11 protein-coding genes are annotated in these 14,194 nt (G+C 67.6%); 6 read left to right on the top strand and 5 right to left on the bottom strand.

Annotated elements, in window-relative coordinates; all coding sequences use genetic code 11:
• Positions 1 to 350: 350 nt before the first annotated feature.
• A complete protein-coding gene (locus ACZ54P_RS38000) occupies positions 351 to 755 on the top strand; it encodes a hypothetical protein (RefSeq protein ID WP_465466458.1) in 405 nt (134 codons plus the stop codon).
• A 1,228-nt stretch (positions 756 to 1,983) separates the two neighbouring features.
• On the opposite strand, the gene ACZ54P_RS38005 is transcribed toward ACZ54P_RS38000, so the two are convergent.
• The 3 genes from ACZ54P_RS38005 to ACZ54P_RS38015 form a co-directional block, all read right to left on the bottom strand.
• A complete protein-coding gene (locus tag ACZ54P_RS38005; RefSeq protein ID WP_465466459.1) occupies positions 1,984 to 4,194 on the bottom strand; it encodes a hypothetical protein in 2,211 nt (736 codons plus the stop codon).
• 80 nt (positions 4,195 to 4,274) lie between these two features.
• Positions 4,275 to 5,864, bottom strand: a complete 1,590-nt coding sequence (locus tag ACZ54P_RS38010) for a hypothetical protein (protein WP_465466460.1) — start codon at positions 5,862 to 5,864, stop codon at positions 4,275 to 4,277.
• A 23-nt stretch (positions 5,865 to 5,887) separates the two neighbouring features.
• Entirely contained in the window at positions 5,888 to 7,231 is a 1,344-nt protein-coding gene (locus ACZ54P_RS38015; protein ID WP_465466461.1) for a hypothetical protein, read from the bottom strand.
• An 80-nt stretch (positions 7,232 to 7,311) separates the two neighbouring features.
• On the opposite strand from ACZ54P_RS38015, the gene ACZ54P_RS38020 reads away from it, so the two are divergent.
• The 5 genes from ACZ54P_RS38020 (at position 7,312) to ACZ54P_RS38040 (ending at position 11,258) form a co-directional block, all read left to right on the top strand.
• On the top strand, positions 7,312 to 8,082 hold the full coding sequence (locus tag ACZ54P_RS38020; protein ID WP_465466462.1) for a GntR family transcriptional regulator: 771 nt from the start codon (positions 7,312 to 7,314) through the stop codon (positions 8,080 to 8,082).
• 11 nt (positions 8,083 to 8,093) lie between these two features.
• The gene (locus ACZ54P_RS38025) at positions 8,094 to 8,852 is read left to right on the top strand and encodes a protein phosphatase 2C domain-containing protein (protein ID WP_465466463.1); all 759 of its coding nucleotides are present in this window, start codon (positions 8,094 to 8,096) and stop codon (positions 8,850 to 8,852) included.
• A 91-nt stretch (positions 8,853 to 8,943) separates the two neighbouring features.
• Entirely contained in the window at positions 8,944 to 9,234 is a 291-nt protein-coding gene (locus tag ACZ54P_RS38030; protein ID WP_465466464.1) for a helix-turn-helix domain-containing protein, read from the top strand.
• A 161-nt stretch (positions 9,235 to 9,395) separates the two neighbouring features.
• Positions 9,396 to 10,796 carry a hypothetical protein gene (locus tag ACZ54P_RS38035; RefSeq protein ID WP_465466465.1) on the top strand — a complete coding sequence of 467 codons (1,401 nt, stop codon included), beginning with the start codon at positions 9,396 to 9,398 and terminating at the stop codon, positions 10,794 to 10,796.
• A 54-nt stretch (positions 10,797 to 10,850) separates the two neighbouring features.
• Positions 10,851 to 11,258 (top strand): hypothetical protein, encoded by a 408-nt coding sequence (locus ACZ54P_RS38040; protein ID WP_465466466.1) that lies wholly within the window; start codon positions 10,851 to 10,853, stop codon positions 11,256 to 11,258.
• A 1,024-nt stretch (positions 11,259 to 12,282) separates the two neighbouring features.
• Here the strand turns inward: ACZ54P_RS38040 and ACZ54P_RS38045 are convergent.
• Both ACZ54P_RS38045 and ACZ54P_RS38050 read right to left on the bottom strand, forming a co-directional pair.
• On the bottom strand, positions 12,283 to 12,480 hold the full coding sequence (locus tag ACZ54P_RS38045) for a hypothetical protein (RefSeq protein ID WP_465466467.1): 198 nt from the start codon (positions 12,478 to 12,480) through the stop codon (positions 12,283 to 12,285).
• 83 nt (positions 12,481 to 12,563) lie between these two features.
• Complete coding sequence (locus tag ACZ54P_RS38050) at positions 12,564 to 13,778, bottom strand: helix-turn-helix domain-containing protein (RefSeq protein ID WP_465466468.1); 1,215 nt, start codon at positions 13,776 to 13,778, stop codon at positions 12,564 to 12,566.
• Positions 13,779 to 14,194: the final 416 nt, after the last annotated feature.

Consider the following 14,194-nt stretch of genomic DNA (forward strand, 5'->3'; position numbering starts at 1 on the left):
GACGCTCTGGCTGCCGCAAGCAGTAGGCCCAGGGTTTCTGTGTCGCTCCGCATCACATGCAGCGACACGTCGAACCCTACAACCGTACCGGCCAGTAGTGATTCGAGTTGGACGCTCTTGGACGGCTTGGGCGCCCTCGAAGATCGCAGGCCGTACGTCAGCGGCGCCGATGCAGCCAGGCGACCGCCATCGCGCCCAGCACCGTGCCGATCACGTTGCTGGCCGCGCCGATGCCCAGCGCGAACCACATCTCGGTGGTCATCCCCATCACTCCGCTCTCCCGATGGTCAAGGGCCGACCGGCCCTCACCTCTTCGGAGCTCCCAACCCCGATCCCACAGGAGGTATCTCTTGTCCCCGTTCTTCATGAACCTCGTCGACCGCGTGCTCTGGACCGTGTTCCAGGCGCTCGGCGGGACCGTCGCCGCCGGGGAGGTGTCCGACGCGCTTCACGTCGGCATCGCCACCGACTGGCGGCCTGGTCTCGTCGGCGCGCTCGTCGCCGGGGTGCTGTGTCTGCTGAAGGTCCTCGGCGTCCACGTGTCGAGTAAGACGCTGACCGCCGTCGAGGACGCCGCCGGTTCGGTCGCCCGGCTCCCTGGTGTCGGGGAGGTCATCGAGAAGGTGAAGTCGACCCCGGCCGGAGGGATCGCTGCGGACGTCATCTCTGGAGTCGATCGGCAGCTGCGCGCCGACGCCGAGACCGTCCCCGGCGCCACCGCCGTCCGGCCCGCCAAGGGCGCGACGAGCGACTGATCCGGTTCCCCGTCCGCCGTCCCCGGCTGACCGTTGAGGCCCCCCGCACCGTTCGGTGCGGGGGGCCTTTCGGCGTCTCCAGGACGGCCACGGGGAGAGTCCTTGCGATCGGGAGCGGTGGTGTGACCTGTCCCCGAAGGAGGCCGCCCAGTCCCCGACTAAGGGGTGCTGGCAGTAAGTCCTCTAACGGAGGCGCTTTCTGCCGTGCGGTGTTTGAGCCGGTGGGTACTCGGCGGCGCTTCGGGGACGGGGATGTGTCCCCGAAGGCGGGTCGCTTCTCCCCGTGTTGGGAGCGCGGGCGGGGACGGGAAGCGTCTGCGGCTGTCCCCGCGCCGGGGCCTCGCGGGGAGACTGCGGGGACCTCGTCCCCGGCGTTGCCGGATCCGGGGACGCGCGCGACGGGGAGGCGTCCCTGCGACTCGGGGACACCGCTCGGGGACTTGGGGAAGGCGGGGAAGACCTGCCTCGGGGATTCGGGGACTCGCAGGTGGAGGCCACATTCCCCGATTCCCTCCCCGGTTGCTGCCGGGAGTCAGGGACGGGCCCGGCTTCCTCCCCGTGGGGATCGCTGGGCCGGTCCCCGAACGGCGCTCTTGGCTCCGGGGAGCTTGTGCGGCCGTGTTCCCGGCTCGGGTTCGGCGACCCGTGACGGCACCCGCAACACACCCGTGACGGGTGTCGCGGGTCGTTCCGGGTGTGTTGCGGGTGCCGTCACGGGCACGGCCTGCGGGTATCGGGTGTGACGGGTCGAAAACGGCGTTACGGGGCGGATGGGGTCTCCACCAGCGGGGACTGTTTTCGACGAGTTTTCGAGGACTTTCCGGGCGTTCGCGTGGGGGAGTCGTGACACCCGTGACACCTCGCGGTCCCCGGTTTCGCGGGCGCTCGGTGACGCTCTCCCCGCCGGCCTCGGGGGCGAGGGATTCCCGACGCCGGAGACGTCCTTCGGGAGTGGTCGAGGCCGATCCCTTGACGGGTTCCAGAGACGGTTCCCCGGGCCGCCGATCGAGCCCGCGGCACCCGTCCCCGGTTTCCGGGGACGGTCGACGGGAGGCACTGAGGGGTGCGTCCCCCGCCAGTCGGGGAGGAGGCACCGGATGGCGCCGAGAGAGAGGGGACAAGGTTCGGGGACCGGTTCCCCGCGACGTCCCCGGAGCCACTTCGGCGGGGACGAAACAGCGCCGTCCGGATTCCCCGAACAGCGCTGTTGACTACCTGACAATAGGGGCTAGGCAGGGGGACGTTTCCCCGTCCGGAACTCCTCGGCCGCATCCCGAAGCGACGCCATGAAGAAGCCCCTCGTGGGCTTTCCGTCGTACTCGGGACGGCGCACCGCCTGCTTGTCCCGGGTGATCGAGAACGGGGGACGGGACAGCAGCAGGCCGAGGGCGGCCGACTCCATGCCGACCGCCTTGGCGAGGTCTTCGGTCGAAACGAACTCACGGTCGGGGAAGGCCGCGATGAGGGCGGGGAGCGGCTCGGGGACCGGCTGGTCGAAGTCGGCAGTCAGTTCGGCGAAGGTGTCGGCGATCGCGGTGTCGTCGGCGTCGAGCACCTTCTTGAACTCCTGCTCGCGCACTTCGGTGCGGTGGCGCCGGGCGACGGCACCGAGTGCGCTGAGGGCGTCTTCGATCGACCTCGGCTGTTCGGCCTCGGGTCGACGTCGACCGGCGTTGGCGACGGCGGCCGCGGCCACCGAAGTGGTCGCGGCAGGGCGGCGGCCAGAGTGCACATACTCCAGGAACTCGTCGACGCTCCCTATCCATCGACGCTGCCACGCGGAGGCCTGCACCAGGACCGGCTCCGGCTCGGGCTGGCCTTCCTCGACCTTCGGCCGTTCCCATCGCTGGCCGACGGTGAGAAAGGCGCCAGCGTCATCCGGAATGTCAACCCGAGTGGTTTGCCGCAGCACTACGAGCTGGGGGATCAGGGGCGTATCCAGGTAGGCGAGCTTCCCAGCCATCGGGACGACGTGGCCCAGCTTGATGTAGGCGACGCCCGGGTACTCCAGCTTCGCGACGTTCATGTCACGGGTGTGGTTGGGGATGGTTCGGTACAGCTCGGCCGGGTCTTCGGTTCGCATGACGATCTTGAGCCTGAGCTGCTTCTTGATGGCTCCACCGAAGTTCCCGTAGTCCGGCACGGTCGCGGTTTGAGTGGCGAGGATGACCTGCACGAACACGCCGGTGGTGCCTCGCGACAGCAGGTCGACCAACTCGGAGCCGGTGCGCATCACACCGTCGTGACAGAGCACCTTCTCGTTCCTGCGCAGCTGGTAGCTGGCCTCGTCGATGATGGCGAAGATCGCGGGCATCTCCCGTGTCGGCCTGGTAGGCCGCTGGTTGCGGGGGATGGTGTAGCGGCGGGCGCCTTCCTCGAAAGCCGAAGCCAGCATTTCCAACGTGTCGTTCGTGGTGGTGGCGACGTAGCCGACGGTCGGCTGATAGCCCTGGCGGAGCGGCTCCACGAACGGCGACAGAAGGTCGTTGACCTTCCAGTTCCCGCCGACCCACGCCGTCCCGTTGAAGGAGGCGGCGATGCGGTCGAGCAGGATGCTCAGAAGGCTGGACTTGCCAGCCTGGGTCTGGGCGACGATCTCGACGTGCAGTTTGAGCAGGTTGATCATGATCGGTTCGCCGTTTTCCCACCGGCCGATCGAGAACTCTTCGGCGATATCGATCGGGCCCTGCTCAGGCACGTAGGGGATGGTCTCGGCGAGCACGGCGGAGGCCGGGGTCCGTTCCACGCGCATTTGGAACATGCCTGCCTGCGGAAGGCGGTAGAGCTTGATGGCGTCGGCCGGGAGTTCGAAACGGTCGGCCATCCGGTTTGCCTCGATCGCGATTTTCTCCTCGATACCGGCCGTGGTGATGGCCTTGAGGGAGTCGCTGGGCACGTTGATGACCACGGTCTCGTTGCCGAGCTTGTCGTAGGTCGGCGTGTTGGTGCGGGCGCCGCGGACGCCGGTGTGGGCGAGGACCTGATCCCAGAAGCTCATGTTCGCGGACTGGTACTCCTCCTCGAGCTTGGCGTGGTGGTGGCTGTCGCGAACGTCGAGCCAGTGGGTCATGAGGCCGGTGCTGTACCAGGTGAGCGCGGTTCCGCCGACGAGCGCGCCGAGACTGGCAAGGCTGTTGGGGTGTCCGGTGGTTTGCGCCCAGGTGGTCCAGGCTGTGGCTCCGGCGCCGATGGCGACCGCGACAGTCTTGGCCAGGCCACGGAACAGCCCCGTGGTGCGTCGGTCTTGCCGGAAGAGGTGGTGGACGCCGAAGACCGCGAGACCGGTCAGGCCGGCGCCGCCGACCGCGACGTGCCAGGCGGCGATGTCCTCGATGTTGGTGAGGAGGAAGGTGCTGCACGCCCACGTCCCGGCGCCTCCGGCGACGGAGTAGGCGAACGCGCTGGGCAGCGTGTGCGGTTCGTCGTGGGCGCGGGGCATGGGTTCCTCTTTCTCTGCGTGGTTCTGGTGGGCAAGGCGGAGCCGGACCAGCGAGGGGCAGGTCCGGCTCCGGGTCGGGGTTACGCCCTGTCGATCCAGTGCTGGGCGTTCGGCTTGTTCTCGGTCTTGTCGCGGAAGTCGAGTTCGGTGGAGTGGGCGTTGTCGAAGTCGCCTCGCTGGGGGGCGGCCGCGCTGCTGGCGGCGCTGATGACGTTGCCGAGGGCGTCGAGGCCGTCCGCGGTGGTGGCCGCGTACGGCAACGTGTCCGCGAGTTCGGCGCCCTTGGCGTGGAAGGCGGCCGCGACTTCGCTCAGACCTTCGGGCAGCGAGTCAAGGAAGCGCTGAGTGTCTTCGGGAGTCTGCGGCTGCCAGGTGCGGATCTGGTCAGCGACGGCACTCCAGTCCATCTGGTTCGTCACGGTGGGGTCCTTTCGTACAAGTCCGTATCCGGATCCAGGTCCGAAGACGGGCGTTGGTGCTGGTGAAACGGAGGGGGAAGCTGGTGCGCGGCCTCGCCCGGTTCCCTTGAGGGGATGGGGCGGAAGGTTCATGCCGAGGGGGTCGGCCGGTGGAGCCGGGGCCGGGATCGCGGCGGCCGGGATCGGCGCCGGTCGCGGCAAGGCGACCGGCGGGCGCCGAATGAACATGTCGGAGAACGGTGCGACGAGGGCCTGGATGACGGAGCCGCTCCGGACGCCGTTGCCGACCTTGGTCGCGGTCCACATCCAGGCGGCGGCGGTGCCGCGCCCGAGCGGACCGCGGTGCAGGCGGGCGATCCGGCGGCCGAGCCGTCCCATGCGCTTGGCGAACCGCTCGATGCTGCGGACCTCGCTACGGCTCTGCCGGTACCGGCGGTCGCGGGCGGTGTTGTCGCTGCGGATGCGGCGGCCGCGTCGCTTCTGCGCGGTGTCGTAGGCGCGCTGCGCGGCGCGCTGGCTGGCGCGGGTGCGGCGTTTCGCCGCGCGGGTTTCCGCACGGTGAAGTCGGGTGGCGGCGCGGCGGGATGGCGTGGTCCGGCGTGCGGCGGGTGCGATCGCGGCCGCCGCGCGACGGCGGGCGGCTGCGGCCTTGCGGGCGGCTTTCGCGCTGGCGGGCTGCCGAGTGCCGCGGGCGTGGTGGCCGGAGGCGAACTGGCCGCGCGCGTTGCGACGCTGCGGGCCGAGCGGTTTCCAGAAGCCGTTGCGGGCGCTCTGCCCTGCGAGGGCGCGCTGCGTGGCGGCGCCGGTACGGGGACGACGTCCGGCGGACCATCCGGCGATGGCGGGGGTGCCGTTTTTCCTCGTGCGGCGGGTCGCGCCGACCGGTGCGGTGGCGCGACGGGCGGCGTTGGTGGCTGCGCGGGCGCGGCCGCGGGCGATGAGGGAGCGACGCGCGGCGCTGCCGGGCGCTGCCGCCGTGCTGCGGCGCCTGGCGCCAGATCGACGGCGGCTCTTGGCGGCAATGACGGCCCCGGTGGCGAGAGTGGCGACGGTCGCGCCGCCGATCGCGGTGGTGGTGGGGCCGAGGGTGAGCAGGGATTGCGTTGTTGCTGCGACTCCGCCGAGGGCCCCGACGCCGATCCCGAGGTTCCGGGTCCGGACCCTGCCCGGCGTGGCCAGGCGGGGCGTCTTCTTCGGGGTGGCCTTCTGCTGAGGCTTGATGTCGGGCGCCGGGGCGCTCGGCTGAGTCATGACCGTTCCTCCAGGGCGCGGGGTTACCCGCTGGCTTGTGCTGGTGTGAGTGAGTGCTGTTCGAGGGCGGTCCGGAAGTCCTTCATCGCCTTCTTGGCGTAGTCCGTCGTACCCACCAAGTCATCGACCTTGGAGAGCGACGGCGGCCTGCCAAGCTCCTGTTCAAGCTGGTAGAAGCCGCGAACACAGGCTTCTTTCTTTTCCGGCAGGTTGAGGAGGGCCAGCACCTCGTCGAGCGGCATTTCTTGCGCAGCGCCCTCTTGTCCGGCGCTGATACTGATCACGGGAGCGAGCGTCCCGGTGTCGTCCTGCCGCTCGATGCGCTGTGCCGGGTCGGCGGCCTGCTCGGGCTGCTGGTCGGTGGCCTTCGGCACTTCGATTGGCTTCGACGCGGGCGTCGGTTGGATCGGTCGACGCTGCGGCGGGGCCTTGACCTGCGGTTTCGACGGGACAGTCTCGCGGCGGGAGGCCTTGGTTTTCGGCTTCGCAGCTTCCAACGCCAGCTCGTCGACCAGGCCGGTAGAGGAAAGCGTCAGGACTCGTTGGGCGCGCGGGAGCGCGATCTCCATGCCGACGTACAGGCCGTGGGTATCCAGCTGGCCCGCCAAGGCTTTACCTAGCTTCTTCTTGACCTGGTTCGGCTTGTAGGCGATCGCGATGGTCCATGCCGTCTGCTCGTCGCACATCAACAGTGGCCTGATCTTGGCCGCGCGCCGGTACAACCCCCCCTGCCGAAGCCGCTGAGCCAACGCGAGCAGTGACGTCTTGTTCGCGCTCGCCACGTTGTGCGTGAAGCGTACGTAGACGTGCCAGATGCCAGGGCCGAGCAGGGACATGCCGCCGATCAGCACGCCGGTCCAAACGTCCTCGACCGACTTGACGTTGTGGATGATGTTGATCGTCGCCGCGTATACCGCGGAGAGCCACATGAGGTTCAGGTAGCGCTGTTCTTGACCCGTGCCCTGCTTGACGGCACTGGTTGCCATCGCACCGAGTGTCCAGGTCAACCCCTCGACGGCGAACGGAATTAAGAGCCACAGGGGGATTACCCACATCAGTGATTCGCTGAGGACGACCGTGAGTTTGTCGATCCCTTTGTAGAACCCCAGCTGCATGATCACGGTAATGAAGCCCATTACGCCCGTCAGGGACCAGGCTCCCACCTTGACCGCCAGGGGCACTTGCCTTTTCTTCTCTTGATCAACAGCGGGGTCGACTGCATCGACGACTGGAGTTTCGGTCATGCCGGAATGGTGTCGTGAGTCGTCACCGAATTCGGCGACCGACTCGCCGTCTGGCTCGTGGTCCTCGGCGGGCGGTATCACTTCACCTCCCTTGACTGCTAGGTCTGCATGCAGACTGTCCATGTTTTGACAAGTTACGTCCTTGTGGCCAAAAGATCAAGAGTCTGTATGCAGACTGTCCGGTAGGCGTTAAGGTGCCCACTATGAGTAGCGAGAAACGGGCGCTCTACCTACAGATCGTCGACAAGATTCGACGGAGAGTCGCCGAAGGTATCTACGAGCCGGGTGATGCCCTTCCACCGATCCCGGACCTGGCGAGGGAGTTCGGCTCATCAGCCGAGCCGGTGCGCCGGGCACTGGACAGGCTCAAGGCACAGGGTGTACTGGTCGGCCGCCAGGGTCTCGGCACGTTCGTGAGGAAGCTTCCGCCACTGCGGCATCACGGCACCGATCGCTACCGGCGCCGGGTCTGGCTGCACGCAGGACAGGCGATCCTCGAAGGCGAGGCCGGCGCCCAGAAGTACAGCGTCGAGCAGGAGGTCCGCGAGCTCGCGGAGGTCGACGCGACCGAGTACGTGGCCGAACGACTCCAAATCGAGCCGGGCGCGAAGGTCTGGGTTCGCCGCCGCCGCACCCTGATCGACGAGATGCCGAACCAGCTCGCGGACAGCTACTACCCGCTGGCCATCGCCGACGCGGTCCCGCAGCTGCGCGAGGAGAACACCGGCCCCGGCGGCGGATTCGCCCGCCTCCACGAAGCCGGGTATGAGCCGACCCACGGTATTGAAGAGATCGTGGTCAGGCTGGAGCCGACCGAGGAAGAGGCTGAGCTGCTCGACCTCCCAGACGAGATGCCGGTGATCGACTGGACCCGCACCGTCTACGACCAGAAAGACCGGCCGATCGAAGTCCTTCTCGGCGTACGGCACCCTCTGCTGGTGAAGTTCGCCTACTCGTTCAACTTCGAGGACTGAGGAGCACGTTCGTGCAGGTCACCTACGCCACCGAGCCGTCGCCCGAACCGGGCCGGATCAACGAGGACTACGTCCTCGCGGGACCGGATTGGGTGGTCGTGCTCGACGGCGCCACCGCCCCGGCCGGGATCGACTCCGGATGCGACCACTCCGTCGCCTGGTACGTGCAACACCTCGCGGCCGCGCTCGGACAACAGCTCACCGAGCCGCCAGACATCAACCTCCGCGCGGTCCTGAGCAACGCGATCATGACGGTGCACCGTGAGCACGCCGACTTCTGCGACCTGACGAACAACGCGTCGCCCTCGGCGACGGTCGCGATCGTGCGCCTGGTCGACGACGAGATGTACTACCTCCTGCTTGCGGACTCGCCGATCGTGCTGGAGGACGGCACCGTGCTGGTTGACGACCGCACCTCGCGCCTCTCCGACTATTCCCGCGAGGGGATCGAGGCCGCACGGAACAGTCCCGGCGGGTTCTTCGTCGCGCAGGCGGATCCGTACGTCGTCGAGGAGGCGATCGTCGGCAGCGTGCCGATCAGCCAGGCCGGCACGTTCGCCATCCTCACCGATGGCGCCAGCCGGTACACCGATCTCCTCGAGCTGGGGGATTGGGGCGCGCTGCGGACGGCGCTCGCCATGCACGGGCCGCGGTGGCTGATCGAGCGGGTGCGCGAGGCCGAATATTCGTCGCCGCCGGTCGGGGATCCGGTCTCCGGGCGCCGGTTCAAGCAGCACGACGACGCGACCGCGGTGCTGGTTCGGCCATGATCCGACACGCCGAAGATCGGCAGATAACCAGGCTTTGGTGTCACCACGCTAGGGTTCGCGACAGATGGACTGACCAGGGGAAAGGGTGGAGATGATCACCGAACGACCAACTCCCGCCCACGCGGCACGGGACAACGAGCTCTCCTTGGAGGCTCGTGGTCTCTTCGCGTGGCTGTGCGAGGTCGCACCGGAACGCATCACCGTGGAGTCGATCGCCGAGGGGACCGGCATCGGTCTGACGAAGGCCTCGCGCATCCGGCGCGAACTGGCAAACCTGGGCTACCTGACACGGCACCGGGGCCACGACGAACGAGGCCAGCTCACCTGGAGCTACGCGATCCACTCGCGCCCACAGCGCGAGGACGAGGCGAAAGCCTCCTAGAAACAGCTCGGCCCGGCGGAGCGGGAACTCCAGCCGGGCCGTGAAGCAAGTGCCTGCATAAGCCTTCCGAACCTTTGCGCGGCCTCTCAAGTGTCACACAGCCCCGATTCCGGAGGCAAGCGACACCCCGGGTGGTCGTGCTCCACAGCACAAGGACCACCGTGACCAGCATCCAATCACCACCGGTTCCGTCTCCGGACGAGTTCATGGCCGGGCTACGCCGCGGCGAGACCGCCGCCAGCCACTTCACGATCGTCGCGAACCTCGTCGCCCGAGACCGCCAGCTGTCGCTCGCGGGCAAAGGGATGATGACCAACCTCCTCAGCCACACCGAGGGTTTCGTCATTACCGAGGAGTTCCTCGCCAGCCAGTGCACGGACGGGATCAAGAAGGTCCGCGCCGTGCTGAAGGAGCTGCGCGAGCGCGGATACGTCTACCGGGGGAAGCGGACCCGATACCCGAAGGGAACCAAGAACGCAGCCGGGAAGGACATCTCCGGCGCCTTGGGTCCGTACCCGTGGTGGGTCACCGACAAGCCGGACGAGATCGCCGTCATCCTCGCGCGCTACGCCCAGGAGCAGCACGAGGCGAACCTGGCCACCGAGCTGCCCGCGCCGGTCGACGAGGCCGGCGTCGCCCTTGATCCGGCGGCGGGCGAAACCCCTGCTCCTGACCACGTGCCCAATGGGGATGTAGTCCTGACCAGCGAAAACACCGAACAAGATCCAGGCGGCGCACTACCTCCCCAAAAGGCCGGTAGTCCTGACCAGGCGAAACAGGGGGAATCTGCTGCTCGCGACAACCGGCCCATCACTACCGGAGGTTCCGGGAGTTCTTTAGAAGACCAACCCAAGAAGACCAGGGTTAAGAAGAACACCGGGGGGACGCTCCCCCCGGACCCCCAGCGCAAGCAGACCCCGTTGGGGTCTGCTGCTGATGAACCCACCTCGCCAAATCCTGTGACTCGTGAAGGTGGTCACCAGCAAGGTGACCACAAGAGGACCCCTCGCGAAGTTGTGATCTCGCCGAACTTCGAGGGCGACGACGACACCGTGAACGAGTTCGCTCGGCTGCTGTGGTGGACGAACCAGAAGGCGACTCAGAACGCGCTGGTCACCGGGGCCTTCCGTGCGCTTCTCGATGCCACGGCCAAGGAAAAGCTCCAGCCGCTCGTCGACGAGCACCAGGCGCAGGGTGCCGGGCTCGTCGAGGCGCGGGATGCTGCTCGCCGGATCATGCTCACTGCGGCCTTCGAGGCGGCGGCCGCCGACGCGGGCGTGCAGCTGCGCATCACCTGGAAGTCCGCGGCCCCGGCCGAGCAGGTGCCCGACCTGGCCAAGGTCCGCGCCCGCCGCGCCGCTCCGGAGGCCGACGTCGACGAGGGCCGCGCGGCCAGGATCGCCGAAATCCGGGCTGCTGCTGGCGTTCCTCGGGGTCCGCGCTACGCCGAGGCACTGCGTGAGGCGCCCCGCGAACGTGTCCAGGAGGACCCTGAGGGACGTCCTGGCGCGAGCGAAGCGAGCCTCCACAATGGACGATCCAGGGGTCGCGCGACCGGCTGAACAGGAAAATTTGTCCTAGGCGCGAGGGTATAGGGCCCTATACCCTCGCGCCTTATGGAGCGTTCCAGCCTGTTCGACCAGCTCGGTTTGCCGGACGAGGTGGAAATCCTTCGGCGTGTTCTCTCACTGCCCGAGGCGGCGTGGCAAAGCACGGCTGAGGACGCCGTCGATCTCTTTGCGCAGCTGCACGGGTGCCTGGCGGCGTTCAAGGCCGCCGAGGACTGGGCGTTCTTCTACTCGCACGAGCGGGGCGTCGACCACAAGACGCTGGGCGAGGCGGCGAGGGCGTCGAAGGCCGCGGCTCAGTCTCGGCTGCGGACGTTGCGGCTGCGGTGGCCGGAAGGCTCGGACCAGTTGCTTGAGCTGATCCGGCGCCGATATGAGCGGCTGAGCACCGAGGCGGGGAGGCCGGCGGATGTTGAGCCGGTCGTGGAAGCCGCGGTGGAAGACCGGGAAAAGTAGGAGCGCCCCCGGAGGGTGGGAAGCCCCGGGGGCGCTACCGCTGGTCCTGACCAGCGGGTGAAGGTCTCCGTCACGCCAATGGGGGGCCTTGCGTTGGCGTGGCAGTCGCCTTCGTTCCTGCGAGTGGGTTCCCTGGCGGCCCAGTCCGCACGGGTCTGAACGGAGCCGGGCCGAACCTTGCCCTCACAGGAGTTGTGAAGTTCTGGGCGCTCCCGGTCGGGAGGCCGGGAGCGCCCACCGACCCTCCCGAGACTGGATCTCGGTTGGCCGGTTGGTGCACACGAGCCCCGCTACGGAGCAGAGATCTGTGCACCCGCCCGTTTTTCTCGGCTTCCGTCAGCTGTGTAACCCGGAATTCGAGGGAACGGGCGCACCTCCGTGGTAGGAGGCTGATCAGGGCGGATGAAGTTGTAGGGCGCTCCCGGGGCGATGCATGGTCCCCGGGAGCGCCTGACGACCGACCGGAGCGCTTACTTCGGATCGGTTTTTGGTGCACGCGATCGCATCCCCATGCGTCCGTGCACCGTGCCCATCTCCGTGGTCTCAAGGAGAGGAGCGGGCTGAAGAAACCCACGGACCTTGAGACGGAGAGGGGTTGGAGACCTCCGGTCCGCGCGCTCTTGGGAGAGGACGAACCGCATCGAGAGACGCGGATCTGGCGCGGGCCGGAGGCTGTTTCAGGGGGTGGCCAGCATCTGCTGACCTCCTACTCGCTCTCGGGGAGCCCGAGGTTGGGGTAAGAGACCGTGGACGACAACGGTTTCGCCGTTCACGACGACTACGTACGGGTGGGTGGCCAACCAGGACCGGCACCCTAGGCACGCGACGAAGTTGTTGCCGAGGTTCTTGAACGGCCATCTGCCGACCATGTCGAAGATGTGAGACGGCCCAGGAAGCGATACACCGAGGTGGCACACCGGCCGAATCTCGATGTTGAGCCGCTTCTCCAGGTCTGCGAGCTGGTCGGCCAGGTACGCGTGTCGGAGGGCGAGGTGTGAGCGGATTCCGACGGGTACGGGCTCGTTCATGACGGCCCCGCCTTCGCATCGTCGTTGACTGTTCCCCAAGGCCGGCACTCGGCGCCGGTCACCAGACGCGTATCCGCGATCCAGCGCCAGACGTCGGTTACGAGGTCGGCAGGCCAGAACGACGCCGCGCATGCCTGCTGCATCGGGGCTCGGGGAGCCTCGTTTGCGCTGGTAGAACGCTCGTCGTTGGTCACGGCGAAGACGTTAAATGCGGTTGACCTTGAGCAGGTACTACGCCTTGTAGCACTACTCTTTCGGACTAGTCCACTGCAGAAAGTTATGACTCTTCGCTGTTTGCGCCGATCTTCTGCGCCAGCTCATGCAGCGGGGTCTTCATCAGCCGGGCATCGAGCTCGCCCACGACATGCTTGTACAAGGTCTGATGACTGATCCAGTCTGGGGCGCTCGCGGAGATCGACAAGACGGTGTTCGACGCGTGGTCGTCCATGCCGAGCCGGGTCTGCGCCAAAGCGACGTCCGTGAGGTGACGACTGCGAGCTGCCAACGGGAGGCCGGCGTCGCGGGGCATCTGCCGTGCGGTCCGCAAGACCTTGGAGTACTGCTCAGTGACCACCTGAACGTCGGCGGTTTGCATGATCACCTGGTTGCGCCCGAAGGCGGATTCGTAGTCATTGCGCTCGCCGGTCCGCTCCGCGATAGCGCGGGCCTCCTGAAGGAAGTCGTCCGCCTTCGCGGCGCGGGTGCGCAACTTGATGTTGCGCCCGGTGGCGGTGGCCGCGGACAGCATCAGCTGGCCGTACACGGACAGCTGCGGAAGCGAAGACTTTCCATCGACCTCGATCTTCTCGGCGGTTTTGATCGCCACCTTCACCGCGTCTTCGTACCGACCTTCAGTCAGCAAGAGCCACGAGGCACTGCCCTGGAGCGCGGAAACACGAAGCGGATCACTGCCGCGCTTGGCGGCCTGCTTTGCCCGATCCCAGGCCAGCCATGCCGTGTCCGGGTGCCCGAGATGCACCAGCGTGCAGCTGGCGACCTGATACAGCTGGGCGAGCTTGTCCGCTACGGCCTCCCGATCCTTGGATGCGCTGGCGTGTTCGGCCGCGCGGGCGCGAATCATCGCCTGCGCCAGCAGCGCGGACAGCTCCTCGTACCGGCCACCCCAGTAGGCACCCCACGCGTAGGTGGAATCTCGCGATGCTGCTCGGAGACTGACCGGCTCATCGGTTTCGACAACGTCGTCAAGGAGGTCGTCGACAGAGGTCAGCACCCGCCGAATCGCCACAATGCCTGAGTCCGGAGTCTCTCCAGGGAGCGCCTTCGCCTTCGCCAGCAGATCGGCGATAGTGACGTCGAGTGCGTGGGCGACAGCCTGAAGAGTGCCGATCGACCCGGACCGCAAGCCCTGTTCCAGCGCTCGAATCGTCCCGAGGCTCAGGCCGGCGCGTTCGGCCAATTCCCGTTGGGTCAGCTTCACTTTCGTGCGCTTCCGCTTGATCGTTGCGGCAAGGGCTTCTGCGCGCTCGTCCATGACGGACCTGCCTTCTACGCGGGGGTGATCCTCTGCGCGTGCCCCCGGTGGCCAAACCGGGGGCGTCCTCCGCGTAGAGGATGCACACGGGGTGCCTATTCAGCGTAGCGCCGCGGGGAGGTGTCCCCGTCGCCGCGGCGCGTGGACTCAGCCCGCCATCCCGGGTTCGCTCCCCGGCGATTCGGGTGTCCCCGTCCCCGGGGAAGCCTCCCCGCCAACCTGCTCGTGGGGACGGCGCGCTCCCGGGGATTCCCCGGTTTCCCCGTCCTCCCCGGGCCGCGTTGCAGTCGGGGAATCCCCTGCTTGACCTGCGGAATCCCGGGCTTTCCCGCTGGTTTTTCCCGACTTCAGCCGGAGTCGGATCGTTTCCCGGGAGACCTTGAGAAGGGCCGCTATTTCCTGCTGCTGGAGGCCTG

It is taken from the genome of Amycolatopsis sp. NPDC034160, assembly GCF_055575355.1.

What these genes read in the sequence shown, in the direction of transcription:
- ACZ54P_RS38030 (WP_465466464.1), top strand. Translation starts at nt 8,944, where the DNA reads ATGATCACCGAACGACCAACTCCCGCCCACGCGGCACGGGACAACGAG.
- ACZ54P_RS38020 (WP_465466462.1), top strand. Translation starts at nt 7,312, where the DNA reads ATGAGTAGCGAGAAACGGGCGCTCTACCTACAGATCGTCGACAAGATT.
- ACZ54P_RS38015 (WP_465466461.1), bottom strand. Translation starts at nt 7,231, where the DNA reads ATGGACAGTCTGCATGCAGACCTAGCAGTCAAGGGAGGTGAAGTGATA.
- ACZ54P_RS38005 (WP_465466459.1), bottom strand. Translation starts at nt 4,194, where the DNA reads ATGCCCCGCGCCCACGACGAACCGCACACGCTGCCCAGCGCGTTCGCC.
- ACZ54P_RS38040 (WP_465466466.1), top strand. Translation starts at nt 10,851, where the DNA reads ATGGAGCGTTCCAGCCTGTTCGACCAGCTCGGTTTGCCGGACGAGGTG.
- ACZ54P_RS38010 (WP_465466460.1), bottom strand. Translation starts at nt 5,864, where the DNA reads ATGACTCAGCCGAGCGCCCCGGCGCCCGACATCAAGCCTCAGCAGAAG.
- ACZ54P_RS38050 (WP_465466468.1), bottom strand. Translation starts at nt 13,778, where the DNA reads ATGGACGAGCGCGCAGAAGCCCTTGCCGCAACGATCAAGCGGAAGCGC.